Origin of the sequence: Nonomuraea harbinensis, from assembly GCF_019396385.1 — a bacterium.
GTDB lineage: Bacteria > Actinomycetota > Actinomycetes > Streptosporangiales > Streptosporangiaceae > Nonomuraea > Nonomuraea ferruginea.
The window spans coordinates 37,024-59,218 of record NZ_JAHKRN010000049.1 but is presented as its reverse complement, the minus strand read 5'-3'; the positions used below and the strand labels follow the sequence as shown (position 1 = coordinate 59,218).

27 protein-coding genes are annotated in these 22,195 nt (G+C 73.5%); 9 read left to right on the top strand and 18 right to left on the bottom strand.

The window, feature by feature from the left end:
* Positions 1-45: 45 nt before the first annotated feature.
* Positions 46-678 carry an FMN-dependent NADH-azoreductase gene (locus KME79_RS35575; RefSeq protein ID WP_219549684.1) on the bottom strand — a complete coding sequence of 211 codons (633 nt, stop codon included), beginning with the start codon at positions 676-678 and terminating at the stop codon, positions 46-48.
* Positions 679-821: 143 nt separating this feature from the next.
* On the opposite strand from KME79_RS35575, the gene KME79_RS35570 reads away from it, so the two are divergent.
* A complete protein-coding gene (locus KME79_RS35570) occupies positions 822-1,457 on the top strand; it encodes a TetR/AcrR family transcriptional regulator (RefSeq protein WP_219549683.1) in 636 nt (211 codons plus the stop codon).
* Here KME79_RS35570 and KME79_RS35565 read toward each other — a convergent pair.
* Both KME79_RS35565 and KME79_RS35560 read right to left on the bottom strand, forming a co-directional pair.
* Positions 1,411-2,022, bottom strand: a complete 612-nt coding sequence (locus KME79_RS35565; RefSeq protein ID WP_219549682.1) for a YdeI/OmpD-associated family protein — start codon at positions 2,020-2,022, stop codon at positions 1,411-1,413. The two genes, KME79_RS35570 and KME79_RS35565, sit on opposite strands and share 47 nt — an antisense overlap.
* Positions 2,023-2,027: 5 nt before the next feature.
* The gene (locus KME79_RS35560; protein WP_219549707.1) at positions 2,028-2,378 is read right to left on the bottom strand and encodes a substrate-binding domain-containing protein; all 351 of its coding nucleotides are present in this window, start codon (positions 2,376-2,378) and stop codon (positions 2,028-2,030) included.
* 38 nt (positions 2,379-2,416) lie between these two features.
* Here KME79_RS35560 and KME79_RS35555 point away from each other — a divergent pair, with 38 nt between their 5' ends.
* Positions 2,417-2,581, top strand: coding sequence for a hypothetical protein (locus KME79_RS35555; RefSeq protein ID WP_219549681.1), 165 nt, complete (start codon positions 2,417-2,419; stop codon positions 2,579-2,581).
* A 60-nt stretch (positions 2,582-2,641) separates the two neighbouring features.
* Here KME79_RS35555 and KME79_RS35550 read toward each other — a convergent pair whose 3' ends face one another.
* From KME79_RS35550 to KME79_RS35515, 8 genes are all read right to left on the bottom strand, one after another.
* Positions 2,642-3,226: a copper resistance CopC family protein gene (locus KME79_RS35550; RefSeq protein WP_219549679.1), complete on the bottom strand. Its 585-nt coding sequence runs from the start codon at positions 3,224-3,226 to the stop codon at positions 2,642-2,644.
* A 110-nt stretch (positions 3,227-3,336) separates the two neighbouring features.
* A complete protein-coding gene (locus KME79_RS35545) occupies positions 3,337-3,882 on the bottom strand; it encodes a hypothetical protein (protein WP_219549677.1) in 546 nt (181 codons plus the stop codon).
* A gap of 35 nt (positions 3,883-3,917) precedes the next feature.
* A complete protein-coding gene (locus KME79_RS35540; protein ID WP_219549675.1) occupies positions 3,918-4,355 on the bottom strand; it encodes a hypothetical protein in 438 nt (145 codons plus the stop codon).
* A 92-nt stretch (positions 4,356-4,447) separates the two neighbouring features.
* Positions 4,448-5,347, bottom strand: a complete 900-nt coding sequence (locus KME79_RS35535; RefSeq protein ID WP_219549673.1) for a cation diffusion facilitator family transporter — start codon at positions 5,345-5,347, stop codon at positions 4,448-4,450.
* Complete coding sequence (locus KME79_RS35530; RefSeq protein WP_271275534.1) at positions 5,347-5,736, bottom strand: ArsR/SmtB family transcription factor; 390 nt, start codon at positions 5,734-5,736, stop codon at positions 5,347-5,349. Before KME79_RS35530 ends, KME79_RS35535 begins: the two co-directional genes overlap by 1 nt.
* 92 nt (positions 5,737-5,828) lie before the next feature.
* On the bottom strand, positions 5,829-6,161 hold the full coding sequence (locus KME79_RS35525; RefSeq protein ID WP_219549671.1) for a DUF3140 domain-containing protein: 333 nt from the start codon (positions 6,159-6,161) through the stop codon (positions 5,829-5,831).
* A complete protein-coding gene (locus KME79_RS35520) occupies positions 6,161-6,391 on the bottom strand; it encodes a hypervirulence associated TUDOR domain-containing protein (RefSeq protein ID WP_219549669.1) in 231 nt (76 codons plus the stop codon). Before KME79_RS35520 ends, KME79_RS35525 begins: the two co-directional genes overlap by 1 nt.
* A gap of 28 nt (positions 6,392-6,419) precedes the next feature.
* Positions 6,420-7,379 (bottom strand): YbgA family protein, encoded by a 960-nt coding sequence (locus KME79_RS35515; protein WP_219549667.1) that lies wholly within the window; start codon positions 7,377-7,379, stop codon positions 6,420-6,422.
* Positions 7,380-7,516: 137 nt separating this feature from the next.
* On the opposite strand from KME79_RS35515, the gene KME79_RS35510 reads away from it, so the two are divergent.
* The 3 genes from KME79_RS35510 (at position 7,517) to KME79_RS35500 (ending at position 10,951) form a co-directional block, all read left to right on the top strand.
* Positions 7,517-8,284: a carotenoid biosynthesis protein gene (locus tag KME79_RS35510; protein WP_308249180.1), complete on the top strand. Its 768-nt coding sequence runs from the start codon at positions 7,517-7,519 to the stop codon at positions 8,282-8,284.
* Complete coding sequence (locus KME79_RS35505) at positions 8,272-9,711, top strand: phytoene desaturase family protein (protein WP_246640969.1); 1,440 nt, start codon at positions 8,272-8,274, stop codon at positions 9,709-9,711. The genes KME79_RS35510 and KME79_RS35505 overlap by 13 nt, the downstream gene beginning before the upstream one ends.
* Positions 9,712-9,835: 124 nt before the next feature.
* Positions 9,836-10,951 carry a glycosyltransferase family 2 protein gene (locus KME79_RS35500; protein WP_219549665.1) on the top strand — a complete coding sequence of 372 codons (1,116 nt, stop codon included), beginning with the start codon at positions 9,836-9,838 and terminating at the stop codon, positions 10,949-10,951.
* Here the strand turns inward: KME79_RS35500 and KME79_RS35495 are convergent.
* On the bottom strand, positions 10,902-11,498 hold the full coding sequence (locus tag KME79_RS35495) for a glycerol-3-phosphate acyltransferase (RefSeq protein WP_219549663.1): 597 nt from the start codon (positions 11,496-11,498) through the stop codon (positions 10,902-10,904). The genes KME79_RS35500 and KME79_RS35495 overlap by 50 nt on opposite strands.
* Between KME79_RS35495 and KME79_RS35490 the strand changes: the two genes are divergently transcribed.
* Positions 11,473-12,186, top strand: a complete 714-nt coding sequence (locus KME79_RS35490; protein WP_246640968.1) for a spheroidene monooxygenase — start codon at positions 11,473-11,475, stop codon at positions 12,184-12,186. The two genes, KME79_RS35495 and KME79_RS35490, sit on opposite strands and share 26 nt — an antisense overlap.
* A 5-nt stretch (positions 12,187-12,191) precedes the next feature.
* Here KME79_RS35490 and KME79_RS35485 read toward each other — a convergent pair whose 3' ends face one another.
* From KME79_RS35485 to KME79_RS35460, 6 genes are all read right to left on the bottom strand, one after another.
* On the bottom strand, positions 12,192-13,124 hold the full coding sequence (locus KME79_RS35485; protein WP_308249179.1) for a phosphate acyltransferase: 933 nt from the start codon (positions 13,122-13,124) through the stop codon (positions 12,192-12,194).
* Positions 13,121-14,020 (bottom strand): phytoene/squalene synthase family protein, encoded by a 900-nt coding sequence (locus KME79_RS35480; RefSeq protein WP_219549661.1) that lies wholly within the window; start codon positions 14,018-14,020, stop codon positions 13,121-13,123. Before KME79_RS35480 ends, KME79_RS35485 begins: the two co-directional genes overlap by 4 nt.
* Complete coding sequence (locus tag KME79_RS35475) at positions 14,017-15,456, bottom strand: phytoene desaturase family protein (protein ID WP_219549659.1); 1,440 nt, start codon at positions 15,454-15,456, stop codon at positions 14,017-14,019. Before KME79_RS35475 ends, KME79_RS35480 begins: the two co-directional genes overlap by 4 nt.
* 82 nt (positions 15,457-15,538) lie before the next feature.
* Positions 15,539-16,576 (bottom strand): polyprenyl synthetase family protein, encoded by a 1,038-nt coding sequence (locus KME79_RS35470; protein WP_219549657.1) that lies wholly within the window; start codon positions 16,574-16,576, stop codon positions 15,539-15,541.
* Positions 16,577-16,731: 155 nt separating this feature from the next.
* Complete coding sequence (locus KME79_RS35465) at positions 16,732-17,019, bottom strand: DUF4287 domain-containing protein (RefSeq protein ID WP_148035736.1); 288 nt, start codon at positions 17,017-17,019, stop codon at positions 16,732-16,734.
* A 28-nt stretch (positions 17,020-17,047) separates the two neighbouring features.
* A complete protein-coding gene (locus KME79_RS35460; RefSeq protein ID WP_246640967.1) occupies positions 17,048-17,659 on the bottom strand; it encodes a DUF998 domain-containing protein in 612 nt (203 codons plus the stop codon).
* A 141-nt stretch (positions 17,660-17,800) separates the two neighbouring features.
* Between KME79_RS35460 and KME79_RS35455 the strand changes: the two genes are divergently transcribed.
* From KME79_RS35455 to KME79_RS35445, 3 genes are read left to right on the top strand one after another with little or no spacing between them, the layout of a single operon-like run.
* Positions 17,801-18,652, top strand: coding sequence for a helix-turn-helix domain-containing protein (locus tag KME79_RS35455; protein ID WP_219549655.1), 852 nt, complete (start codon positions 17,801-17,803; stop codon positions 18,650-18,652).
* Between the two features lie 48 nt (positions 18,653-18,700).
* Positions 18,701-19,813: a beta-phosphoglucomutase family hydrolase gene (locus KME79_RS35450; protein ID WP_219549653.1), complete on the top strand. Its 1,113-nt coding sequence runs from the start codon at positions 18,701-18,703 to the stop codon at positions 19,811-19,813.
* Positions 19,810-22,185, top strand: a complete 2,376-nt coding sequence (locus tag KME79_RS35445; RefSeq protein WP_219549651.1) for a glycoside hydrolase family 65 protein — start codon at positions 19,810-19,812, stop codon at positions 22,183-22,185. The genes KME79_RS35450 and KME79_RS35445 overlap by 4 nt, the downstream gene beginning before the upstream one ends.
* Positions 22,186-22,195 lie beyond the last annotated feature (10 nt).

The following is a 22,195-nucleotide window of genomic DNA, read 5'->3' as shown; positions in this document are numbered from 1 at the left end:
ACGGCGGGCCGCCAGGGACGTGGGGCCCGCCGTCGCCGTCGGGGATCAGGCCTTGGCCAGTGACCGGCCCGCTTCGAGGGCGGCGGCCAGGGCGTCGGCGCGCTGCCGGGCGGAGAGGTCCCTCAGTGCCTCCATGCCCGGGGTGGTGGCGGCGAGGGTGAGCTCACACTTGATCAGGGTGAGGTCCGCCTGCCAGACGTCGGCGAGGACGCGCTTCAGGTAGGGGGTCGAGTGGTCCCACCCGTCGCGCGGGGTGCCGGGGCCGTAGCCGCCGCCGAGGGTGGTGATCAGTACGGCGGGCGTGCCCTTCAGCAGCGGGGTGCCCTTGGCCGCGCCCGCCATGGCCAGGTCGGACCAGGTCTTGAAGTGCTGGGAGACGCCGTAGTTGTAGATCGGCACGGCCATGATCACGGCGTCGGCGTTCTGGAGTTCCCCGGCCAGTCCGGCGGCCAGGGCCAGGGCGTCGCGCTGGGCCGGGGTGCGGTCGGCCTCGGGGGTGGAGCGGGCGGTGGCGGCCTGTGCCCAGGCGTCGGCGGCCAGCGGGTCGGTGCCCAGGTGGCGGCGGGTCACCGTGCCCCAGGGGTGGGCGGCGGTCCACTCGGCTTCGGCTCGGTCGGCGATCTCGGCGCTGACGGAGGCGGCCGGGAGGATGCTGGCGTCGAGTCGGAACAGGTGCATGGATCGATCACTTCTTCAGGGTGGATGCTTCCCGCGGAACGCGGGGGTGGTCGCACGCGACGGCCCGGAGAGCTCCAGGGCCCGCGTCTCTCGACAGAGAAACGGACTTTACCCCGGTTAACATTCCCGGTTAGATTGATCGGGTGAACTTCCCTGTCGTGCCCCTGGGAAAACCACGTGGTGAGCGCGCGGACGCGGCACGCAACCGCGAGCAGTTGCTGGCGGCGGCCCGCGCGATGATCGCTGAGCACGGGACGCGGAAGGTGACCATGGACGCTCTCGCCGAGCGCGCCGGTCTGGGCAAGGGCACCGTCTTCCGCCGCTTCCGCACCCGGGCCGGCATCTTCCGTGCCCTGCTCGACGAGGAGGAGCGCCGCTTCCAGGAGCGGGTGCTGTCGGGCCCACCCCCGCTGGGGCCGGGCGCCGACCCCGCGCAGCGCCTGATCGCCTACGGCCGCGCCCGCATCGCCTTCCTCCTGGAACACCACGCCATCGCCCGGGCCGCCCTGGACCGCGCCCAGCCGATCCCCGTGGGCGAGGTCGCCATGACCCGGCCCCACATCCGCATGCTCCTCGGTCTGTCAGGCTCGCGCCTGCCCCACCCGGACACCCTCGCCGTCCAGCTCACCGCCGCACTGGAAGGCCCGCTGCTGCTCTATCTGTCCATGGACGAGGACGCCGCGTCACCGGCCATGGAAGCGGCCCACCCCCTGGCCGAAAGCTGGCAGACCCTCATCGAACGCGTCCTCCAGGTCGACCTTCCCCCGGAGGAGGCATGAGACGACCGCCCGTCCCCAGGGCTTCCAGCGCTTTGGCGAGCCTGGTCCGCCGGATCTCCGGGGTGGAAGCCTGGAGGAGCGGCAGGATCACCAGGTAGCGGCCCGTCTTGTCGAGCGCCTCGAACGCCTGCCGGGCAGCCGGGTCGGCGTCCAGCAGGGCGGCGAGGTCGGGCGGCACCGTCGCGTTCTTCTGCGACTCGTACGCGCGATCCCACCGCCCGTCCTCCTGGGCGCGACGCACCTCGGCCAGCCCCGGCTCGCGCATCCGCCCCGCGGCCGTCAGCTCGGCGACCTTGTCAACGTTGACCCGCGACCACAGGCTCCTGGGGCGGCGCGGGACGTACTTCTGCAGGTAGTGGAGATCGTCCAGGCCGCGTCGCTGCCCCGAGATCCAGCCCCAGCAGAGCCCGACGTCGACCAGTTCGTCCTCGGTGACGGACGGGATGCCGGACTTCTTCTTGGCCACCTTGACCCAGACGCCTTCCGCCCGCGTGTGGTGCTCGGCCAGCCAGTTCTCGAAGGCCTCCGCGTCGGGGAAGGCGATGATCTCCACACCGTCGTCCATGCGGATCAGGCTAACGCGGGACGGTCCCGCGGCGCCCACTCGGGCCGCGGCGTGACGGATTCGCGGCTGCGGACGTGCATCGGAACCCGGTGCACGTCGCCCACCCGGCCGGTGTCCGAGCGGTCGCGGTCGATCTCGGTGAACAGCACGTCGACGGCCTTGCGGCCCAGTTCGTAGTGGGGCAGCGCCACGGTGGTCAGCTTGGGCCGCATCCACGAGGCGATGGGGTGGTCGTCGAAGGAGACGACGGAGACGTCCGCGGGGACCTTGAGCCCGAAGTCGTCGAGTGCCTGGTAGGCCCCCATGGCGATCCGGTCGTTGAAGCAGATCAGCGCACGCGGCCGTACGGTACCCAGAAGGTCGCGCGTGGCGGCGAGGCCGTATTCATCTCCGCGTGGTCAGCTTCGCCAACTACCGCTCCCACCAGGGCATGGACCCCCGATCCGCGGGAGCGGCGCAGGCGCGGGCCGGTTTCGGCGGCACCGTCGCCCCCATGCTCAGGCTCGTACTCAACGGCATGACCACCTCTGTCAGCCCGGTCACATGGTCACCGTCCTGAAGGAAGTCGGTGTTCCGACGGACCGGCGCCGGGGCCGCAAGAACCCCGGCGTCAGCCCGTTCACTCCGGCCGCTTCGCCCTGGAACCCGCCAGCCAGAGGCCGACGCCCACCAGCGCGAGCGCCGCGGCGGCCACCCAGATCCAGCCGGGGATCCCGTCGCCCGCCTCGGCCGCGGCGACGGCGGAACTCTCCGGCGCCGCGGGCGCGGTGGTCTCGGCGGGGACGCTCGGCGGCGTGCTCTGCTCAGCGGCCGGGGTCGGCGTGGACGGCTCCGGTGAGGGCTCGCCCTCGGCCGTGAAGGGGATCTCGCCCTCGATCGGGTGGCCGTCGGACGACACCACCCGCCAGGCGATGACGTACTTTCCGGCCGGCAGCGGCTCGGGCACCTCCGTCCGGACGAACTTCCCCTCGACCTGCGGCTCGCCGAGGTCCACCTGCCGGTCCCCGGCGTCGCGCAGGGCCACGAAGGGCATGCGGACGCGGGAGGTGAACTCCAGCTCGATCTCGTCGAGCGAGGTGACAGTGGCGTCCTTGGCCGGCGAGCTCGCCTTCAACGAGTCGTGAGCCAGGGCGGCGGGAGAACAGAACACCACAAGCAGGCCGCATATCAGCGCGGCCAGGATGGAACGCGGCGCGATCGCCATCGTGCAACTCCGTAGGTACAGGCCCGGCCCTCAGCCGGGTATGCCGAGCGGGCGCGCGGCTGTGACGACGCGCGCACCTGATGACCACGGGGCGCCGGGGGACGCGTACGTCAGCCGGCGCTGGCGAGCGCGGGCGGGCCGCGCCGGTGCACCGCCGCCGTGAACTCCAGGGAGCGCCGGGGACCGCTCCGGCCGGCGGACCGAACCGGCCGCACGCACCGGGGAGCCCGTACGGGCGAGGCGAGCACCAGGAGCAGCAGCCGCAGCGGCGCGACCCCCCACAGCCGCAGCATCGTCCACACGACGCTCTCGCCCTGGTGCAGCCACCAGCCGCTGACCAGCGCGAGGGTCAGGTGGACCAGCGCCATGCCGGCGTTCGTGTGGCCGTGGTCCGTGGAGGTGACGCCGCCGGGCGCGACCTGCGCGAACGTCTGGTGCAGGACGAGCTGGGCGAGCACGGTCGCGGTGAGCACGGCTTCCCGCGTACGCTCGCGCCTGTTGCAGGCGAGTGCGAGGGCGAAGGACGCGATCAGGCTGATCACCAGCGCGGACCCCGATATCGCGCCGCCGCCGGCGAACAGGTGGCCGCAGGCCGAGACCACGACGCAGACCGCCGCGAAGGCGGCCGCGCGGATCAGACGGAGGACCGGGGCCATGTGCCCATCCTCTCAGCCGGGTGTCGCGGTCCTGGTCAGTGGTGCTGCGTCGACTCGATGGCGCCGCCGAGCTTCGCGCGCAGGCCTTCCAGCACCGCCGGGTCGGAGACGACCACCCAGCGCTCGCCCACCAGGTAGGTGCCGCCGTACGGCTGGGCGGCGTCCAGCCAGTCGCGCTGGCCCTTGCCCGTGGTGAAGGTGACCAGGACGGAGTGGGCCGCGGACGTCCGGCAGACGGCCTGCCGCAGCTCGTCGGCGTCGATCTGCACGTCGGGGCTGGGGCAGCCGAGCGCGGCGCCGATCTGGTCGATGCTCGCCGCGGTCGCCGGCTTGGCGGCGGCGGCCGGTGGAGCCGCGTGGGCGTGATGCGCGGCCGCGGGCTCCCCCGCGGCCGGCGTCGAGCACGCGGTGAGGAGCGTGCCGAGAACCACGGCGCACGCGGCGCCGAGCGGCTTGCCGACGAAAGTCTTCATGGTGCGGTCCCCGGGGGTGTAGGCAGAGCTCTTCCATTCCGAGATACGCACCTCAGGCGAAGAAGTTCGATCGGCCGCGGTGGACGCTCAGGTCACCAGCCCAGTTCGTCGCAGCCGCTGTGGTCGGCGGGCTCGACCTGCAAGGTGGCGTGCGCCACGCCGTGCCGCTGGAGCAGCAGGTCGCGCGCCTGGTCCAGCACCGCGTGGTTGTCGCTCTGGTCGGCGGTGACCAGGTGGGCGGTGGCGACGTTCATGCCGGACGTCAGCGTCCACAGGTGCAGGTCGTGCACGTCGCGGACGCCGTCGATGGCGGACAGGTCCTGGGCCACGGCGCCGGCGTCGATGCCTTCGGGGACGTGCTGGCCCAGCACGGCGAAGACCTGGCGGCCGAGCGAGATCGCCCGGGCGGCGACGAAGACGCCGATGGCCAGGGCGATGACGGTGTCCCAGATGGGCCGGCCGGTGGTCGCGACCAGCCAGCCGGCGACGATGACGCCGACGGAGCCGGCGGTGTCGGCCACGACCTCCAGGTAGGCGCCCTTGACGTTCAGGCTCTCGGCGGCGCCGGAACGCAGCAGCATCAGGGCGACCAGGTTGACGGCCAGGCCGAGCGCGCCGACGACCAGCATCGGGCCGGAGGAGACCGCCACGTGGTGGCCGATGCGGCCGATCGCCTCGGCCACCACGTAGACCGAGACGACGATCATCAGCACCACGGCCAGCAGCGAGGCGAACACCTCGGCGCGGTAGGAGCCGTAGCTGCGCCGGCCGGTGGTGTCGGGCCGGGTGGCGATCCGCGTGGCGACCAGCGCCGCGCCGAGGGTGACCACGTCGGCCGCCATGTGGCCGGCGTCCGACAGCAGGGCCAGCGAGCCGGAGAGGAGACCGTAGACGAGCTCCACCACGAAGAACGCGCCGATCAGGGCGAAGGAGACCGCCAGCCGCCAGCGGTGCCGGCCGGCCGCGTGGCCGTGCCCGTGCCCGGTGCCCATCAGTGGTCCCCGCCGCGCTCTGGGTGGATCGCCTCGGTGTGTCCGGTGTGCTCCAGCGCCAGGTCCAGCAGCATCCGCACGTGCGGGTCCTCAAGCCGGTAGTACGCCATCCGGCCGGACCGCCGGGCGGCCACGATGCGGTGCGCGCGCAGCAGTCGCAGGGCGTGGGAGACGGCCGACTCGCTCTGCCCGGTCACCGCCGCGAGGTCGCACACGCACAGCTCTCCGTCCAGCAACGCGACCAGCAGCCGCAGCCGGTTGGGGTCCGACAGCAGGCCGAAGACGTCGGCGGTGTCGACCACGTCCTCGGGGGCGGGCATCCGCTCGCGCACGGCGGCGACCCGGTCACCGTCGACCACCTTGACGCTGCAGCCGTCGATGGTCAACACACTGTCACTTGAAGAGCTGTTCATATATGAGAGAGTAGCCGGTGCTCTGGATCAGCTGTCAACCCGTCAGAAGCCGGGGAGGATCTTCGCGGTCACTTGAGGGGGTCGTGGCCCCAGTTCATCAGCGAGTAACGCCATCTGGTCTCCCGGACGTCGCCGGACGGCCGCTGCGCCAGGTGGCGGTGCACGTAGCCGATCACCTTGCGCATGTGCGCGTAGTCCTGCTCGGTGAGAGCCGACTCCTTCTTGTGGAGCAGTTCGACGATCTTGCGGCCGGACTCGTGGCCGGTGGACTCGCCGCCGCCGTCCTTCTGCCCGACCGCCTTGGACTCGTCCGTGTCGAGCCAGCGCTTCAGCTCTCCGGCGGTCATGTTCACCGCCTTGCCGAACTCGGCCGCGATCGCCCGCTCCTCCTCCCCGGTCATCAGGAGCCCTTGTCCTTGCGCAGGGCCGACGGCTTGTGCACGGCCTTCTTGCCGCTCTTCTCGCTGCGCACCACGTACTGGGGCTCGTCGGGCGAGGCGGCCACGGTACGGCCGGCCTCCTTCTCCCGTTTGGTGATCTTCTTCTCGACCTTGCCGTGGGCGGTGGAACCGTGGCTGCGCCAGGTGACCTCGTCGCCCACCGACGGGTCCTTCTTCCGCTTTTCGGCCATGACCTGCGCATACCCGGGCCCGCGCACGTCACACGACATGGTTGCGCAGGCCCAGCTCGTCCGGATACGGGAGGAAGTAGGTCTGGTTCTGGACGTAGGTGGCGGCTTCGCCGCGGGCGTGGTGGCGCAGCAGGGCGAGCGGCACGCTGAGCGCCACCCGGCGCTCCTGGTAGGAGGCGATGACCTCGGCCAGGTCGGCCCGGCGGACCGGGTCGAGCTCGTCGCCGAGCATGCCGAGGCAGTGCTGCAGGACGTTGACGTTGCGCCCGACCGACGCCTTGACCGCCATCGCGGTGCGGAACGCGGTGCCGTAGGCGTCGGCGAGCTCCTCGCGCGGGCGCGTGCCCGCCTCCGCGACCAGGCGGCCGGTCTCGCGGTAGCCCTCGGTGGAGTGCGCGAGCAGCTGCATCTTGTGCCGGGACTGGAAGGCCACCAGGTCGCGCGGCCGCCAGTCGCTCCGCAGCAGCTCGCGCAGGCGCGCGTGGGCGAAGATCCGCTCGGTGAACGCCTCCCGCAGGACGGCGTCGCGGAGCCGGCCCTCGTCCTCCACGGGCAGCAGGGGATGGCTCTCGATCACCGCGTCGGCGAACAGGCCCCGGTTCTGCCGGGTCACCATCGTCTCCCCGTTGTAGAGCGGGATGCCGTGGATGCCGCAGCTCGGGCTCTTCGCCTTGAACACGTACCCGTCGACGTCCAGCCCGGCGGACCGCTCGGCGGCCAGCCCGGTCATGGCGGGCGTGAGGTCGCGGCCGGTGTTCCTGGTCATGAGCCGGGGGCCGCTGGGGGAGCGTTCGAGCCGCAGCGACTCGCGGGGCGTGCCGAGGCCGATCTCCATCTCCGGGCAGATCGGCACCCAGTCCACGAACGGCGCCAGCTCGTCGGTGAGGTAGCGGGCGCGGCTGTGGTTGCCGTTGTGCCGTACGCGCGCGCCGAGCAGGCAGCTCGACACCGCCACCCGCGGCCTGCCGCACCCGTGCTCCTCAGCCATGCCCTCCAGCTGCCCACCACGCGAGGCATGACGCGCGCGTCCGCGTTCTCGTCCTGACGCTGGGCTGACCATGGCGCTGGCTTGGGGCGCGGCCGGGCACAAGCACCGGGAACGCGGGCTCCTCCGAAAGACAGCGGGTGAAACGGACACCGGGCGAACAGGTCATGGGTACGGCCCTCGGGCCGGCCCGCGCGCTGGGCGTGACGGCCCTGCTGGCGATGATGGTCGTGCAGGTGGCGTCCGGGCTGGATGCGCGGCCGGAGCGGTTCACCGGGCCGATCGTGGTGCTGCTCGCCGCGTGCGCCGTCGCCTTCGCCACCGGCGCGTGGGGGCCGCGGCGGGCGCTGGCCGCGTTCGGCGCGGCCGTGCTGACCGGGTACGCGGCCGAGCTGGTCGGGTTGCTGACCGGGTTCCCGTTCGGCGAGTACGGCTACGGCGACGTGCTCCAGCCCCAGCTGGGCGGCGTGCCCGTCGTGGTGGCGCTGGCGTGGGGCGGCATGGGGCTGGCGGCGTACGCGGTGGCGGTCGCCGTCGCACCGGCCGGCTGGGCGCGGGTCTGCGTCGGCGCGGGCGCGCTGACGGCGTGGGACCTGTTCCTCGACCCGCAGATGGTCCGCCTCGGGCTGTGGACGTGGGCGGAGCACGGCTTCTACCGCGGCATCCCGCTGAGCAACTTCGCCGGATGGCTCCTCGTGTCGGCCCTGGTCATGGTGGTCGTCGGGCGCGTCGGCGGCGACGCGGAGCCGGGACGAGGGCTGCTCGCGCTCTACACGGCCATGGCGGTCATGGAGACGCTCGCCTTCGCGGCGGTGTTCGACCCCACCGACCCGCTGGTGGCGGCGGCCGGGGGGATCACGATGGGCGCGTTCGCCGCGCTCGCCTGGAGGCGGTCATGGCAGAGGTGACGGTGATCGGCGGCGGCGTCGGCGGCATGGTGTGCGCGCTGCTGCTGGCCAGGCAGGGCCACGAGGTCCGGCTGTACGAGCAGTTGCCCCGGCTGGGCGGCAAGCTGGCCGAGCACCGCCGTGACGGGTTCGCCTTCTCGCTCGGGCCGTCGATGCTCACCATGCCCGGGATCTTCCGCGAGCTGGGGCTGGACCGCGAGCTGGTCGAGCCGGAACTGCTGTGCCGCTACCGGTTCGCCGACGGCACGGTGCTGGACGCCCGGCGCGACCCCGGGCTGATGGCCGCCGAGGTGGAACGGCTGGCCCCCGGGGAAGGGCGGGCCTGGCGCGCCTTCCACGGCTGGGCGCGGGGCTGCCTGGAGGCGGCGAGCCGGACCGTGTTCGCCGGGCCGCTGCTCCGGCCGCCCGGCGAGGCCCGGCTGTCCGACCTGCTGGCCGTGGCGCCCGCACGCACGCTGGCCGGGCTGGCCCGCCGCTACTTCCGTGACGCCCGCCTGCGGCAGTACGTCGGCCGCTACGCCACCTACGCCGGGTCGAGCCCGTACCGCGCGCCCGCCGCGCTGGGCTGCGTCCCCGCGCTGGAGCACGGGCAGGGCGTCTGGTACGCGCCGGGCGGGCTGGCGCGGCTGGCCGACGACCTGGCGATGCTGCTGAAGGCCGAGGGGGTGCGGGTGTTCCTGTCCGAGCCGGTCGCCGCGGTCGAGGCCGGCGGCTCCCGGGTCACGGGGGTGCGGCTGGCGAGCGGGGAGATCGTGCGGGCGGACGTGGTGGTGGCCAACACCGACGCCGCCGCCCTGTACGGCCGCCTGCTGCCCGATCGCGGGCGGCTGCGCGGGATCGCCCGGCTGGGGCCGTCGTCGTCGGCGCTGCTGGTGCTCGCCGGGGTGGAGGGGCGCACGCCCGGGCTGCCGCACCACTCGGTGCTGTTCTCGGCCGACTACGAAGGGGAGTTCGCCGACATCTTCGACCGCGGGAGCCCGCCGCGCGAGCCGACGATCTACCTCGGCTGCTCGTCGGTCGACGACCCCTCCCAGGCTCCGGCGGGGGCGGAGAACTGGACGATGCTGGTCAACGTGCCCGCCCGCGACCCGGGACGATGGCCGATCGGCGTGGACGCGTACCGGGACCTGGTCCTGGAACGGCTGGCCGAGCGCGGCCACGACCTGGCGGGCCGCCTGCGCTTCGCCGACGTCTTCACCCCCGCCGACCTGCGCGACCGCTACGGCTCCTGGGGCGGCGCCATCTACGGCAGCGCCTCCCACGGCAGACTGGCCCCCTTCCTCCGCCCCGCCAACCGCGGCCCCCGCCACGGCCTCTACCTCGTCGGCGGCTCCACCCACCCAGGCGGCGGCCTCCCCATGGTGACCTTGGGCGCACGCATCGTGGCCGACCTGATCGCACGCGACTTCCCGGGCGGCACACGATGAGGCCGCCGACCCGCGCAGGGCTTCTGCGGCGGGACACGATGACGCCGCTGACCCGCGCGGGATTTCCGTGGTGGGACGCGAGTGCGTCGTTCGCCGTCGCGCGTGACGTTCGGGGTGGGGTGGGATGAGGGCGCTTGCTGTCGCGCAGGTGGTCGCGGGTGTGGTCGTGGGGGTGAGACTGGCGCGGGGGCGGCGGCGGTTGCCGGCGCTGCGGCCGCGTCGTCGTCACGGGGGGACGATCTCTGTGGTGATCCCGGCGCGGGACGAGGCGGCCAGGATCGGGCCGTGCCTGCGGGCCGCGCTCGCGGACCCCGCCGTGAGCGAGGTGATCGTGGTGGACGACGGTTCAAAGGACGGTACGGGTGAGGTGGCGGCCGCCATGGGGGCCAAGGTCGTCACAGGAGAGCCGCTGCCCGAAGGGTGGGTGGGCAAGCAGTGGGCGCTGCGCCAGGGGGTGGCCGCGGCCGCCGGCGAGGTCGTGGTCACGCTGGACGCCGACGCCCGGCCCGCGCCCGGCCTGTCCGGCGCGCTGGCGGAGGCCCTGGAGCGGTACGACCTGGTGAGCGCGGGCCCCCGGTTCGTCTGCGACGGCGTGCTGGAGCAGGCCCTGCACGCGTCCATGCTGGCGACGCTGGTCTACCGGTTCGGGCCGGTCGGCCCGGCGAGCCCGCCGCCTCCGCACCGTACGGTCGCCAACGGCCAATGCATGGCCTTCCGGCGGGCACGGATGACCGAGGCGGACGGTTTCGCGCTCGTACGGGACCGGATGACCGACGACGTGGCGCTGGCCCGCTGCCTGGCCGGACGGGGCTGGGCCGTGGGGTTCCTGGACGCGGGCGGCCTGCTGGAGGTCGACATGCACGACTCGGTGGGCGAGCTGTGGCGGGAGTGGGGCCGTTCGCTGCCGCTGCGCGACGTGACCGGGCCCGGATGGCAGGCGGCCGACCTGGCCGTCATCTGGCTGACCTGCGCGCTGCCCGTGCTCCGCCTGGCCGCCGGCCGCCCGACCGTCCTGGACGTGGCCCTGCTGGGGGCGCGGCTGCTGCTGACCGGGGCGCTGCGCGGCAGCTATCGCGGACCGGGCGCGGGCCTGCTGCTGTCGCCGCTGCTCGACCCCGCCTCCGCCTTCCGGCTGACCCAGGCCACGCTGCGTCCCGTACGAACCTGGCGGGGCCGTACGTACCCGGACGTCAGCGGCGGCGCGCGGCCAGCGCGGCCTGGCCGAACCGGAGCCCGATGAGGCACATCAGCGCGCCGGTCGCCGCCACCAGCTCCGGGGGCGCGAACAGCAGCTGCAGCACCGGCACGCCGAACACCGCCAGGCGCGCCCCCACCGCGAACGAACGCACCGCCAGCGCCGTGCCCGCCAGCGCGGCCACCGCCAGCACGAACGCGGGAGGGCAGATGACCGCGATCCCGCCCGCGAAGGTCAGGATGGACCGGCCGCCACGGAAACCGGCGAAGACCGGCCACGCGTGCCCGGCCATGGCCGCCGCCACCGCCAGATACACCGGCACCACGCTCGCCCCCGTCACCACGCCCAGCGCGGTGGTGTGGGCCCCGCTGACCAGCAGCCCCGCCAGGGCGGCCAGCGCGCCCTTCACCGTGTCGCCGGCGAACACCGGCACGGCCGCCCGCGTGCCCAGCTGCTCCTTGACGTTCCAGTACCCGGGGTTGCGGTCGCCGACGTCGCGCGGATCGACGCCGTGCGCCCGCGCCACCAGGACCGCGACCGGCACCGAGCCGACCAGGTAACCGACGATGACCGACACCAGCACCTCAACCATCGCGTCGTTCCACCTCGTCCGGTACGACAGCGCCCGCGCGATGCGGCACATGGCCTTCGACCGTCCGCTGCTGCGGCGGGCCGGCGGGCTGCTGTTCTGGCGGCTGCTCGGCACCGGCCGGGGCCGGGCCATGTCCCTCGGGGCCGACCTGCGCCGGTGGGCGCTGTTCGCGGTCTGGCGCGGCGAGGACGACCTGGAGGAGTTCCTGCGCACCTCGCCGATCGCGGCCCGCTGGCAGGCCGAGGCGTCCGAACGCTGGCAGGTCCGGCTGACCCCCACCACCTCGCGCGGCCTCTGGTCGGGCCGCGACCCCTTCACCGCGTCGGGACCCCCGACGGCCCGGGACGGCGGTGCCGGAGGGCCGGTGGCGGTGCTGACCAGGGCGTCGATCCGGCCCGGCCGCCTGGTCGGCTTCTATCGAGCGGTGCCGCCGGTCGACGAGCTGCTGCGGCGGCAGGACGGCTGCCTGGCCTCGATCGGCATGGGCGAGTGGCCGCTGGCCCGGCAGGCGACGTTCTCGCTGTGGCGCGACCGCGAGGCGGTGCGCGCCTTCGCCTACCGGGGCGAGGCGCACCGGCGGGTGATCGAGCAGGTGCGGACGCACGACTGGTACGCCGAGGAGCTGTTCGCCCGTTTCATCCCGTACGCCAGCGAGGGCACCTGGGACGGGGCCGACCCGCTGCGCTGAGCCGGTCAAGGCGCCGCCGCCAGCGCGTGCGCCACCACGCACGCCCGGGTGATCGTGGCCGCCGGAGAGGAGCCGTGCGCGACGACGACCGTGCCGCCGAGCCCGAGGAGGGCGGCGCCGCCGTGGGTCTCCGGGTCGTAGCGGCGGGCCACCTCGGCGAGCCGGTCCGGGGAGGCGATCCCGGCGCCGGCGACCATGGCCAGCGCCGTGCGGACGCAGCCTTCGACGCTCTTGAGCACCACGTTGCCGGTGAACCCGTCGGTGACGATCACGTCCACCGTGCCGGCCAGCACGTCGTGCCCCTCGACGTTGCCGTGGAAGCGCAGCGGCAGCGCGGCGAGCAGCTCCCCGGCCCGGCGGGTCAGCCGGTTGCCCTTGCCCGGCTCGGAGCCGATCGACAGCAGGCCCACCACCGGGTCGGCCCGCCCCAGCACGGTCCGCGCGTACCCCGCGCCCAGCAGGGCGAACTGGGCCACCATGGCCGGGCTCGGATCCGCTGTCGCGCCCGCGTCCACCAGCACGCTCGCGCCGCCCGTCAGCGTGGGCAGCGCCACGGCCAGGGCGGGCCGCAGCACCCCGGCGGCCCGGCCGATGCCGCGCACCGCGCACGAGACCACCGCGCCGGTGGACCCGGCGGACACGAACGCCCCGCCCTCGCCCCGGCGGACCAGCTCGCAGCCCACGGCGAGACTGGAGGTGGCCAGCGTCGCGGCGGCGGCGCCGGGCTCGGCCATCGGGACCGTGTCCTCGGCGTGCACCACGGCGATCTCTCCGACGGCGCCGTGCCGTTTCAGCTCCCTGTCCACCTGGCCGAGCGCGCCGACGAGGATGACGGGCACCCCGTGCGCCCGCCACGCCGCCACCGCGCCGGCCACCGTCTCGGCGGGCCCGTGGTCGCCGCCCATCGCGTCCAGGACCACGGGCGCCACGGCGGTCACGGCAGCTCCACGCGGACGCGGCGCTCGGCCCTGCCCGCCTCGGCGGCGGCCAGCAGGTGGCGGGCGAAGACGGCCGCCTTGCGCCGGCGCGGCACCCGTACGCGACCGGCCAGGACCTCGAACCCGCGGCGCTCGATCTCGTCCAGGATGCCGCCGTACAGGTCGGAGGCGGCGCGCACGCACGGCCGCGACGAGGCGACGAGCAGGCCGACGCCGCCCGCTGCGGCGCGGTAGTGGTCGCGGGCGCGCCCGGCCTCGAAGGCCAGCAGGTCCCGCAGAGCGGATCCGGTACGGGGCGCGCCCAGTTCGTCCGGTCTCACCCCGAACTTATCCAGGTCCTCCATCGGCAGGTAGACGCGGCCCCTGGCGAAGTCCTCGCCGACGTCGCGCAGGAAGTTGGTGAGCTGGAACGCCAGGCCGAGCTGGCGGGCGGGCTCGCGGGCCGCCTCCTCGCGGCCGGGCGTCGCCTCCAGCACCGGCAGCATCATCGTGCCGATCGCGGCGGCCGACCCCGCCATGTAGCCGAGCAGGTCGTCGTACGTCGCGTACCGGGTCACCGTGAGGTCGGCGCGCATGGACGCGAGGAAGGCCCGGATGTCGTCGTGGCCGATGCCGAAGGAGTGCACGGTGTGCAGGAACGCCGGCAGCACCGGATCGTCCGTCCTCGCCCCCGCGAGCCCGGCCTCGACCTCGGCGGCCAGCGCGTCGAACGCCCGCGACCGGTCGGCGGTCATCGTGAAGGAGTCCACGATCTCGTCGGCGTAGCGGGCGAAGCCGTACAGAGCGTGCACGTGCCGCCGTTTCCACTGCGGCAGCAGCCGGGTGGCCAGGTAGTACGAGCGGCCGTAGCGGGCGTGCAGCCGCCGGCAGCGTTCGTAGCCGGCTGTGAGCGTCAACGGGCCTCCTTGAGTATGCGTTCGGCGGCCAGCCGGCCGGAGATCAGCACCGGCGGCACCCCGACCCCGGGCGCGGTGTACATGCCGGCGAAGTGCAGCCCCGGCACCCGCCTGGCGACGGCGGACGGGCGCAGCCACGCCGTCTGGGTGAAGCGGTGGTCCAGCGCGAACGGGGTGCCCGCGGTGTGCCCGCGCGCCGCCCAGGCGGGCGGGTCCAGCACCAGCCGGGGCGCCCCCGAGAGATCGCCGTAGCCGAGCTCGGCCATCCGGCGGAGCAGCCGCGCCTCCAGCTCGGGGCGCAGGCGGCCCCAGTCGGCGCGCCGCAGGTTGGGCGCGGGCTCCAGGACGCTGAGCGTGGCGTGCCCGTCGTCCGGCTCGGGACAGGTGACCAGCAGGCTCGGGTCCGGCTGCGGCCGGCCCGCCGCCAGCGCGGTGAACGTCTCCCGCCAGGCCCGGCCGAAGTGCAGCGTGTGGTGCGCCTGGTCGGGCAGGGAACGTTCCAATCCGGCGTGGATCACCAGGCAGGAGGGCGAGTGGCGGGGACGGCGCAGCCGCCAGTCGTCCGCGAGGGCGGGCAGCAGCCGCCGGGCCGCCAGCCGGTCGCAGGCCACGACCACGTGCCCGGCCGGCAGCCGTTCGCCGTCCTCCAGCAGCACTCCCGTGACGCCGTCGCCGTCGGTCTCGACCCTGCGGGCCCGGACGCCGTAGCGGATGCCCGCGCCCAGCTTGTCCAGCAGGGCGGCCATGGCGGCCGGGATCGCGTGCATGCCGCCGCGCTCCGGGAAGTACACGCCGCCGACGGTGTCCATGTGCGCGATCACGGCGTAGATGCCCAGCGCGCGCTGCGGCGACAGTCCCACGTACAGGGACTGGAACGTGTGCGCCTTGATCAGGCGCGGGTCCGTCAGGTGACGGGCCGCCAGCCGGTCCAACCGGCGGAAGCCGCCCAGCGCGGCCAGCCGCAGCAGCGCGGCGGGCCGGGCCAGACCGCGCAGCCTGGTCATGTCCGCGTCGATGAACGCCGGCCACTCGACCCGGAACAACTCGTCGAGCAACCGCCGGTAGCGCTCGTAGCGCGCCGCCTCCGCGGGCCCGCACACCGTCCGGACCTGCTCCGCCATCGCCTCCCGCTCTGCCCGCACGTCCAGCCGCGACCCGTCGTCGAAGACCATCCGGTACGAGGGATCCAGGCGGCGCAGCGGCAGCCAGTGGCGCAGGTCCTGATCGGCCGCCCCGAAGATCTCGGCCAGCACGCCGGGCATGGTCAGCACGGACGGGCCGGTGTCGAAGCGGTACGCCCCCACCCGGGCGGTCCCGCAACACCCTCCTGGCTCGCCCATCGCCTCCACCACGGTGACCTCCCGCCCCGCCGCGGCCAGCTGGACAGCCGCCGACAGCCCGCCCAACCCCGCCCCGACAACGACCACCGACCGCATCAGCGAGCCCCTTCAACGGACGGCGCGGCCGACTCGGAGCGGGGCCTTTTCGTGAGTGGGGCTGGTGGTTTTGAGAGGTGCATCAGCGGGCCTTTCCGGTGGAGAGGGCGGCCAGCTCGATCAGGGCCTGCCTGGCGTCCGGTGGGATGCCGGGCGGCCGGTCCAGTGCGGCGACCGCCTCGTCGGCCAGTGCGGCGATGCGCCGCTCGGCCGCGTCCAGCGCGCCGCACTCCACGATCAGCTCCCGCGCGACCGCCACGCCGCGCTCATCGGTGATGTGGTCCAGGAACGCGCTGCCGGTCCGCCTGCGGGCCTCGGCGAGCAGGAAGGTCGCCTTGCCCTGGAGCAGGTCCGCGCCGACGGGTTTGCCGGTGCGCGCCGGCTCCGCGAACACGCCGTTGACGTCGTCCCTGAGCTGGAACGCCTCACCCAGCGGCAGCGCGTACGCGCTCAGCGTCCGCCGCGTATCCGCGCAGCCGCCCGCGATGGCGTGCCCGAGATGCAGGGGCCGCTCGACCGTGTACTTGCCCGACTTGTAGAGCGAGATGACGCTCACCTGCTCGCCCGCCGCCCCCGCCGTACGGGCCAGGTCGAGATACTGCCCGCCGATCGCCTCCACCCGCAGCCGGGTGAGGATGTCGAGCGCGGGCCCCAGACGCGGCCCCGTCTCCAGCAGGGCGGCGTCGGCCCAGCTGAGCGCCAGCAGCGCGAGCAGCGTCGCCGCCGACTCGCCGAAGCGGCCGGGGTCGCCCCGCCAGCCGGACCGCCGGTGCACCCCCGCCAGCGCGACGTGCGCCGCCGGCCGGCCGCGCCGGGAGCCCGCCTCGTCCATCACGTCGTCCAGCAGCAGGGCCGCCGCGTGCACCAGCTCCACCGCGCAGGCGGCGGGCAGCACCGCCTCCGGCCGCTCGCCGCCCGCCGCCCGGTGCCCCCAGTAGACGAACGAGGGCCGCAGCCTCTTCCCGCCGCCGAGCACGAACGCCGCCAGGAACTCGCGGACCAGCTCCACGTCCACCTCGCCGAGGAAGCCGAGCCGGCCCATCTGCTGGTCGAGGAAACGCTCCAGGTGCCGGTCGACCAGCTCACGCACATGACCGGTCCCCGCGGTCACCGTGTCCATGCACGCAGCCCCTTCTGTCGACGTCGTAAGTCTTCGCAGGGGAGCTGACCCGGTCGCACGCGCGATCTCGAAGCGCACCATTACGGTAACCACCGGTCACCGGTTTTCGAACGGGACACGCCTAGCGGCCACCGATGGGTGAGCCGCCGGCTGGATCAGGGCCGGTTGTCCTTTCCGTCCAGCCACAGGGTGTCGGACTCGTCCCGGTGAGTTCCGGTGCTGCCGACATGCTTGGCGTCGATCGCCGGGCCCTTCTTGATCACGTGTACCAGCGCCATCGCGTGCCCGCGGCCCAGCCCGTGGTCCTGCTTGAGCCACTCGACGATCGTGCCCGCCTTCACGGACGGGTCGTCGAACCCGCGTTCCTTCGCGAGCTCGATGAACTCGCGGGGCGTCAGCCCGGTCTTGGTCTCGATGTTGTCCAGATAAGCCTGGAAAGACATATGACTCTCCCTCTCGTATGACGACTTGTCAGGCCCGTACGGCCTTCTCCAGTGTGGACATGGTCACCGCGATCCAGGACCACGCGGCGACGACGCCGGCGAACATGGCGAGCGGCCCGCCCGGCGCGCCGCTCATCCCCCAGCACAGGCCGACCGCGAGCAGCACGCCGCCGGCGCGGCCCGCCACGGCCCAGGACGTGCCGCCGAACCGCCGGCTCAGCACGAAACAGCACGTGATCATCGCGAGGAACGAGACGCAGGCTCCCGCCAGATGCACGGCTCCGAGCGGGCTCATCGTCCCCGGCACGTCGGGCGTACCAGGAGGAAACGCGAAGCCCGGATCGGCCGGGAAGACGCCCGCCACGATCAGGCCGAGCCCTTGCAGGCCGAGCAGGCGAGGCCCCCACACGCCGCCCAGGCCGGCGCGGCGCATCCCCGCCGCACCGCACAGGGTCATCACACCGGTCACCAGGAAGCTGGAGACCTGGATCCAGCCGAGGTCGCCCAGCGAGAGCATGCTGATCGGGTGCCGGATCAGGTCGAAGCCCGTTCGGGTGGCCGCCTGGGCCGTGGCGAGCAGGATCCAGATGGGCGCCGCGAGCATCCCGGCGGTGAGCAGCGGCGGGCGTCTCCGCGTCATTGCCTCAATGATTGTCATGTCGACCATGTTGATCAGGGGGTCGCCGAGACACCAGGGCAAACTGAGTTCCCGGGACGCCGTTACCGGCGATACCGTTACCGGCAACGCCATTTCCTGCTTGACGCGGCAAGGGGGGAGCGCTTGCACGAGAGCCGCGAACTCCTCGGCCAGTTCCTGCGCGAGCGCCGCGCCAGGATCACCCTGAGCCAGGTGGGCCTTCCCCCGCGACGTTCCCGCCGCCGTGACTCCCTCACCCAGGAGGACCTGGCGTACCTCACGGGATACTCCATCCGCACCATCAGCGCGCTGGAGCAGGGCGCCGAACACCGCCCTACCGCCGAGCTGCTCGAAGCCATCGCGTCGGCGCTCCAGCTCGGTCAGGACGAGCGCAGCATCCTGTGGTATCTGGCGAACGGCACCCCTCCTCCCGAGCCTGACGGCGCCGTCGAGCCCGACCCGGCCCTGCACCGCCTGGTGAGCGCTCTCGAACCGCACCCCGCGTACGTGACCGACGGGTTGTGGAACGTCCAGAGCCAGAACTCCGCGTTCGCCCGGTGGATCTGCGACTTCACCGCCATGCCCGAAGGCGAGCGGACGATCCTCCACTGGTTCTTCCTGCACGAGCACTCCAAGCACGTCATGGTCGAGTGGGAGCGCGAGGCGACGGCGCTGATGTCGCTGGTCCGCGGCCGGGCGATGCGGTCACGGCGCGGCCACGAGCTGATGGCCGTGGTGGACGACCTCCGCGAGCGGAGCCCCGACGCCGAACGCCTCTGGGCCGGGGGCACCGAGCTGCTCGTGCAGGGCCCGTCCAGGCCGATGATCTTCCGCGAGCCGGGTCACACGGGCGCCGACGACCGTCACGTCCAGCTGACCATCACCACGCTCGCTCCGGTGCGCGCCGGGGAAGGCCATCGCATCCTGGCCTTCCTCCTTCCTGAGGGTTACTCCGCGCCGCCCGAAAGCGGACGTTGCCCCGCGTGCCGGGGCTGATGCCGGCGCGGGGCCGGTTCTGTCGTAGGGCCGGGGCATGATGCCGGCATGCTGCTCCGTATCGAGGCGTCCGATCTGCCAGGGCTCGAATGCGGGCTTCCCGGGGCCCGCGACATCCACGTCGGCGTGCAACGGCGGGCGCGCCCCGGCGAGTTGACGGGCGCCTTCCCCGCGGACGCCCCTTCAGCCGTCTGGGAGCTGGAAGTGACCGCGACCCGCGGGGAGACCGGCTGGGATCTCCGGGGCCCGTTCGTCCAGGGCGGGCCGGGCGGCCGGTTCGTCTACCTGTCCTGGATGTCGGCCGACGACGCCGCCGCCGTCCACGGCCTGACGTCTCCGGCCCGGGTGACAAGAGCGGGAGAGGGGGTAAGTCGCAGGTCGGGCCGCATGGCGCTGATCGGGGGGATCATGCTGGGGATGCCTGACGGGGTGCGCGGGTGCCTGTTCGACATGGACGGCGTGCTCACCCGCACCGCCACCGTGCACGCCGCCGCGTGGAAGTCGATGTTCGACGACTTCCTGCGCGACCGGGCAGACCGCACCGGCACCCCTTTCGTGCCGTTCGACGCGGTGGCCGACTATGACCGCTACGTCGACGGCAAGAAACGGCTCGACGGGACCCGGAGCTTCCTGGAGGCGCGCGGGATCAGCCTCCCGGAGGGCAAGCCGGACGACCCGCAGGACGCGCAGACCCTGTACGGGTTGAGCAACCGGAAGAACGCCCTGGTGCAGGCCATACTCGACAGGGACGGTGTGCAGGTGTTCCCCGGCTCCGTCCGATACGTGCAGGCCGCCGAGGAGGCGGGGCTGCGCAGGGCGGTGGTGTCGTCGAGCGCCAACGCCGCCCACATCCTGGCCGCCGCCGGGATCGCCGGACACTTCGAGGCGCGGATCGACGGGGTGGTCGCCCGCGAGCGGCACCTGGCGGGCAAGCCCGCCCCGGACATGTACGTGGCGGGCGCCGAGGCGCTGGGGCTGAAGCCGTCGCAGGCGGCGGTGTTCGAGGACGCGCTGGCCGGAGTGGCGGCCGGCCGGGCCGGAGGTTTCGGCTTCGTCGTCGGCGTCGACCGGAAGGGGCAGGCGGACGCGCTGCGCGAGCACGGCGCCGACGTCGTCGTCGGCGACCTGGCCGACCTGCTGAAGTCGGAGGGCCGGCGATGATCCGGCATCCCGCGTTCGCCATCGAGCCGTGGTCGGTGCGGGAGCGCCGGCTGGACCTGGACGTGCTGGCGCAGAGCGAGTCGGTGTTCGCGCTGTCGAACGGGCACATCGGCCTGCGCGGCAACCTGGACGAGGGCGAGCCGCACGGGGAGCCGGGCACCTACCTCAACGGGCTGTACGAGCTGAGGCCGCTGCCGTACGCGGAGGCGGGCTACGGCTACCCCGAGTCCGGGCAGACGGTGGTGAACGTGACCAACGGCAAGGTGATCCGGCTGCTGGTCAACGACGAGCCCTTCGACGTGCGCTACGGGACGGTGCACGAGCACGAACGGGTCCTCGACCTGCGCGCCGGCACCCTGACGCGCACCGTCCTGTGGAGTTCGCCGACCGGCACCCGAGTGCGGGTCACCTCCACCCGGCTGGTGTCCTTCACCCACCGCGCCGTCGCCGCGATCCGGTACGAGGTCGAGGCGGTCGACGAGCCGTTGCGCGTCGTCGTGCAGTCGGAGCTGGTGGCCAACGAGACCCAGGAGACCACGGACGACGACCCGCGGGCGGCCGCGCGGCTGCGGTCGCCGCTGGTGCTGGAGGAGAACGTCCCGAACAAGAACGGCCCGGCGATCATGGTGCACCGCACCCGGGTCAGCGGGATACGGGTGGCCGCCGGCATGAGCCACGAGATCGACGGGCCGGACGGCACCCTGGTCGACGCCGACGGCAGCGGCGATGTCAGCCGGCTCACCGTCGCCACGAACCTCGCCCCCGGACGGCCGCTGAGACTGGTCAAGTACTTCTCCTACGGGTGGTCGGTGCGGCGTTCGCGGGCCGCCACGCACGATCAGGTCGTCGCGGCGCTCGCCGCCGCCCGGCTGGCCGGGTGGGACGGTCTGTGCGCCGACCAGCGGCGCTTCCTCGACGACTTCTGGAACGGCGCGGACGTCGAGGTGGAGGGCGACCCCGAGGTGCAGCAGGCCGTCCGTTTCGGGCTGTTCCACCTGCTGCAGTCGGCCGCGCGCCTGGAGGAGCGCCCCATACCCGCCAAGGGGCTGACCGGCTCGGGCTACGACGGGCACGCGTTCTGGGACACCGAGATCTTCGTCCTGCCGGTGCTCACCTACACCTATCCGCGAGCCGTCGCCGACGCGCTGTCGTGGCGCCGGTCCATCGTCCCGCTGGCGCGGGCCCGCGCCACCCAGCTGGGGCTGCACGGCACCGCCTTCCCGTGGCGGACCATCCACGGGGAGGAGTGTTCGGGCTACTGGCCGGCCGGCACCGCGGCGTTCCACGTCAACGCCGACATCGCGCACGCGGTCACCCAGTACGTCGACGCCACCGATGACACGTCGTTCGAGCGGGAGACCGGCCTGCCGCTGCTGGTCGGCACGGCCCGGCTGTGGTGCGCACTCGGCCATCACGACCCGGCCGGACGGTATCGGATCGACGGGGTCACCGGCCCCGACGAATACAGCGCCGTCGTCGACAACAACGTCTACACCAACCTGATGGCCCAGCAGAACCTGCGCGTGGCGGCCGAGACCGCGGCCCGCCATCCCGACGAGGCCGAGCGGCTCGGCGTCACCGCCGAGGAGACCACCGCCTGGCGCGACGCCGCCGCCGCGATGTCCGTCCCCTACGACGAGGACCTGGGCGTGCATCCGCAGCACGAGGCGTTCACCCAGCACGCGCCGTGGGACTTCGCCGCCACCAAGCCCGACCAGTACCCGCTGCTCCTGCACTTCCCCTACTTCGACCTCTATCGCAAGCAGGTGGTCAAACAGGCCGACCTGGTCCTCGCCATGCACCTGCGCGGCGACGCCTTCACCGCCGAGCACAAGGCGCGGAACTTCGCCTACTACGAGGCCCTGACGGTCCGCGACTCGTCCCTGTCCGCCTGCACCCAGGCGGTGATCGCCGCCGAGGTGGGGCACCTCGACCTGGCCTACCGCTATCTCGGCGAGGCGGCCCTGATGGACCTGGAGGACCTGGAGAAGAACACCGTCGACGGTGTCCACATGGCCTCGCTGGCCGGGGCGTGGATCGTCCTCGTGACGGGGTTCGGCGGGATGCGTGCCGGCCAGGGGCGGCTGGGGTTCGCCCCGAAGCTGCCGCCGGAGATCACCCGGCTCGCCTTCCGCCTGCGCTACCGCGGCAGCCTGCTGAGCGTCACCGCCACGGAAGAGACGACCACCTACGAGCTCCTGGAGGGCCCGCCGATCACCCTGACCCACCACGGCGACCAGATCCGCCTGGACCGGGAATCGGTCGCCCGCCCCAACCCACCGCACCCGCCGTCGAACGGACAGCCCCGCCAGCCCCCCGGCCGCGAGCCCGCCGCCCGTCACACCAAATCCAAGGGGCACAAACGCCGGTAAGAGACGCCCC

What these genes read in the sequence shown, in the direction of transcription:
- KME79_RS35550 (WP_219549679.1), bottom strand. Translation starts at nt 3,226, where the DNA reads ATGGCGATCGCGCCGCGTTCCATCCTGGCCGCGCTGATATGCGGCCTG.
- KME79_RS35575 (WP_219549684.1), bottom strand. Translation starts at nt 678, where the DNA reads ATGCACCTGTTCCGACTCGACGCCAGCATCCTCCCGGCCGCCTCCGTC.
- KME79_RS35445 (WP_219549651.1), top strand. Translation starts at nt 19,810, where the DNA reads ATGATCCGGCATCCCGCGTTCGCCATCGAGCCGTGGTCGGTGCGGGAG.
- KME79_RS35545 (WP_219549677.1), bottom strand. Translation starts at nt 3,882, where the DNA reads ATGGCCCCGGTCCTCCGTCTGATCCGCGCGGCCGCCTTCGCGGCGGTC.
- KME79_RS35465 (WP_148035736.1), bottom strand. Translation starts at nt 17,019, where the DNA reads ATGTCTTTCCAGGCTTATCTGGACAACATCGAGACCAAGACCGGGCTG.
- KME79_RS35520 (WP_219549669.1), bottom strand. Translation starts at nt 6,391, where the DNA reads ATGGCCGAAAAGCGGAAGAAGGACCCGTCGGTGGGCGACGAGGTCACC.
- KME79_RS35475 (WP_219549659.1), bottom strand. Translation starts at nt 15,456, where the DNA reads ATGCGGTCGGTGGTCGTTGTCGGGGCGGGGTTGGGCGGGCTGTCGGCG.
- KME79_RS35505 (WP_246640969.1), top strand. Translation starts at nt 8,272, where the DNA reads ATGGCAGAGGTGACGGTGATCGGCGGCGGCGTCGGCGGCATGGTGTGC.
- KME79_RS35450 (WP_219549653.1), top strand. Translation starts at nt 18,701, where the DNA reads ATGCTGCTCCGTATCGAGGCGTCCGATCTGCCAGGGCTCGAATGCGGG.
- KME79_RS35515 (WP_219549667.1), bottom strand. Translation starts at nt 7,379, where the DNA reads ATGGCTGAGGAGCACGGGTGCGGCAGGCCGCGGGTGGCGGTGTCGAGC.
- KME79_RS35460 (WP_246640967.1), bottom strand. Translation starts at nt 17,659, where the DNA reads ATGACGCGGAGACGCCCGCCGCTGCTCACCGCCGGGATGCTCGCGGCG.
- KME79_RS35565 (WP_219549682.1), bottom strand. Translation starts at nt 2,022, where the DNA reads ATGGACGACGGTGTGGAGATCATCGCCTTCCCCGACGCGGAGGCCTTC.
- KME79_RS35525 (WP_219549671.1), bottom strand. Translation starts at nt 6,161, where the DNA reads ATGACCGGGGAGGAGGAGCGGGCGATCGCGGCCGAGTTCGGCAAGGCG.
- KME79_RS35490 (WP_246640968.1), top strand. Translation starts at nt 11,473, where the DNA reads ATGACCGACACCAGCACCTCAACCATCGCGTCGTTCCACCTCGTCCGG.
- KME79_RS35535 (WP_219549673.1), bottom strand. Translation starts at nt 5,347, where the DNA reads ATGGGCACCGGGCACGGGCACGGCCACGCGGCCGGCCGGCACCGCTGG.
- KME79_RS35540 (WP_219549675.1), bottom strand. Translation starts at nt 4,355, where the DNA reads ATGAAGACTTTCGTCGGCAAGCCGCTCGGCGCCGCGTGCGCCGTGGTT.
- KME79_RS35500 (WP_219549665.1), top strand. Translation starts at nt 9,836, where the DNA reads ATGAGGGCGCTTGCTGTCGCGCAGGTGGTCGCGGGTGTGGTCGTGGGG.
- KME79_RS35495 (WP_219549663.1), bottom strand. Translation starts at nt 11,498, where the DNA reads ATGGTTGAGGTGCTGGTGTCGGTCATCGTCGGTTACCTGGTCGGCTCG.
- KME79_RS35470 (WP_219549657.1), bottom strand. Translation starts at nt 16,576, where the DNA reads ATGGACACGGTGACCGCGGGGACCGGTCATGTGCGTGAGCTGGTCGAC.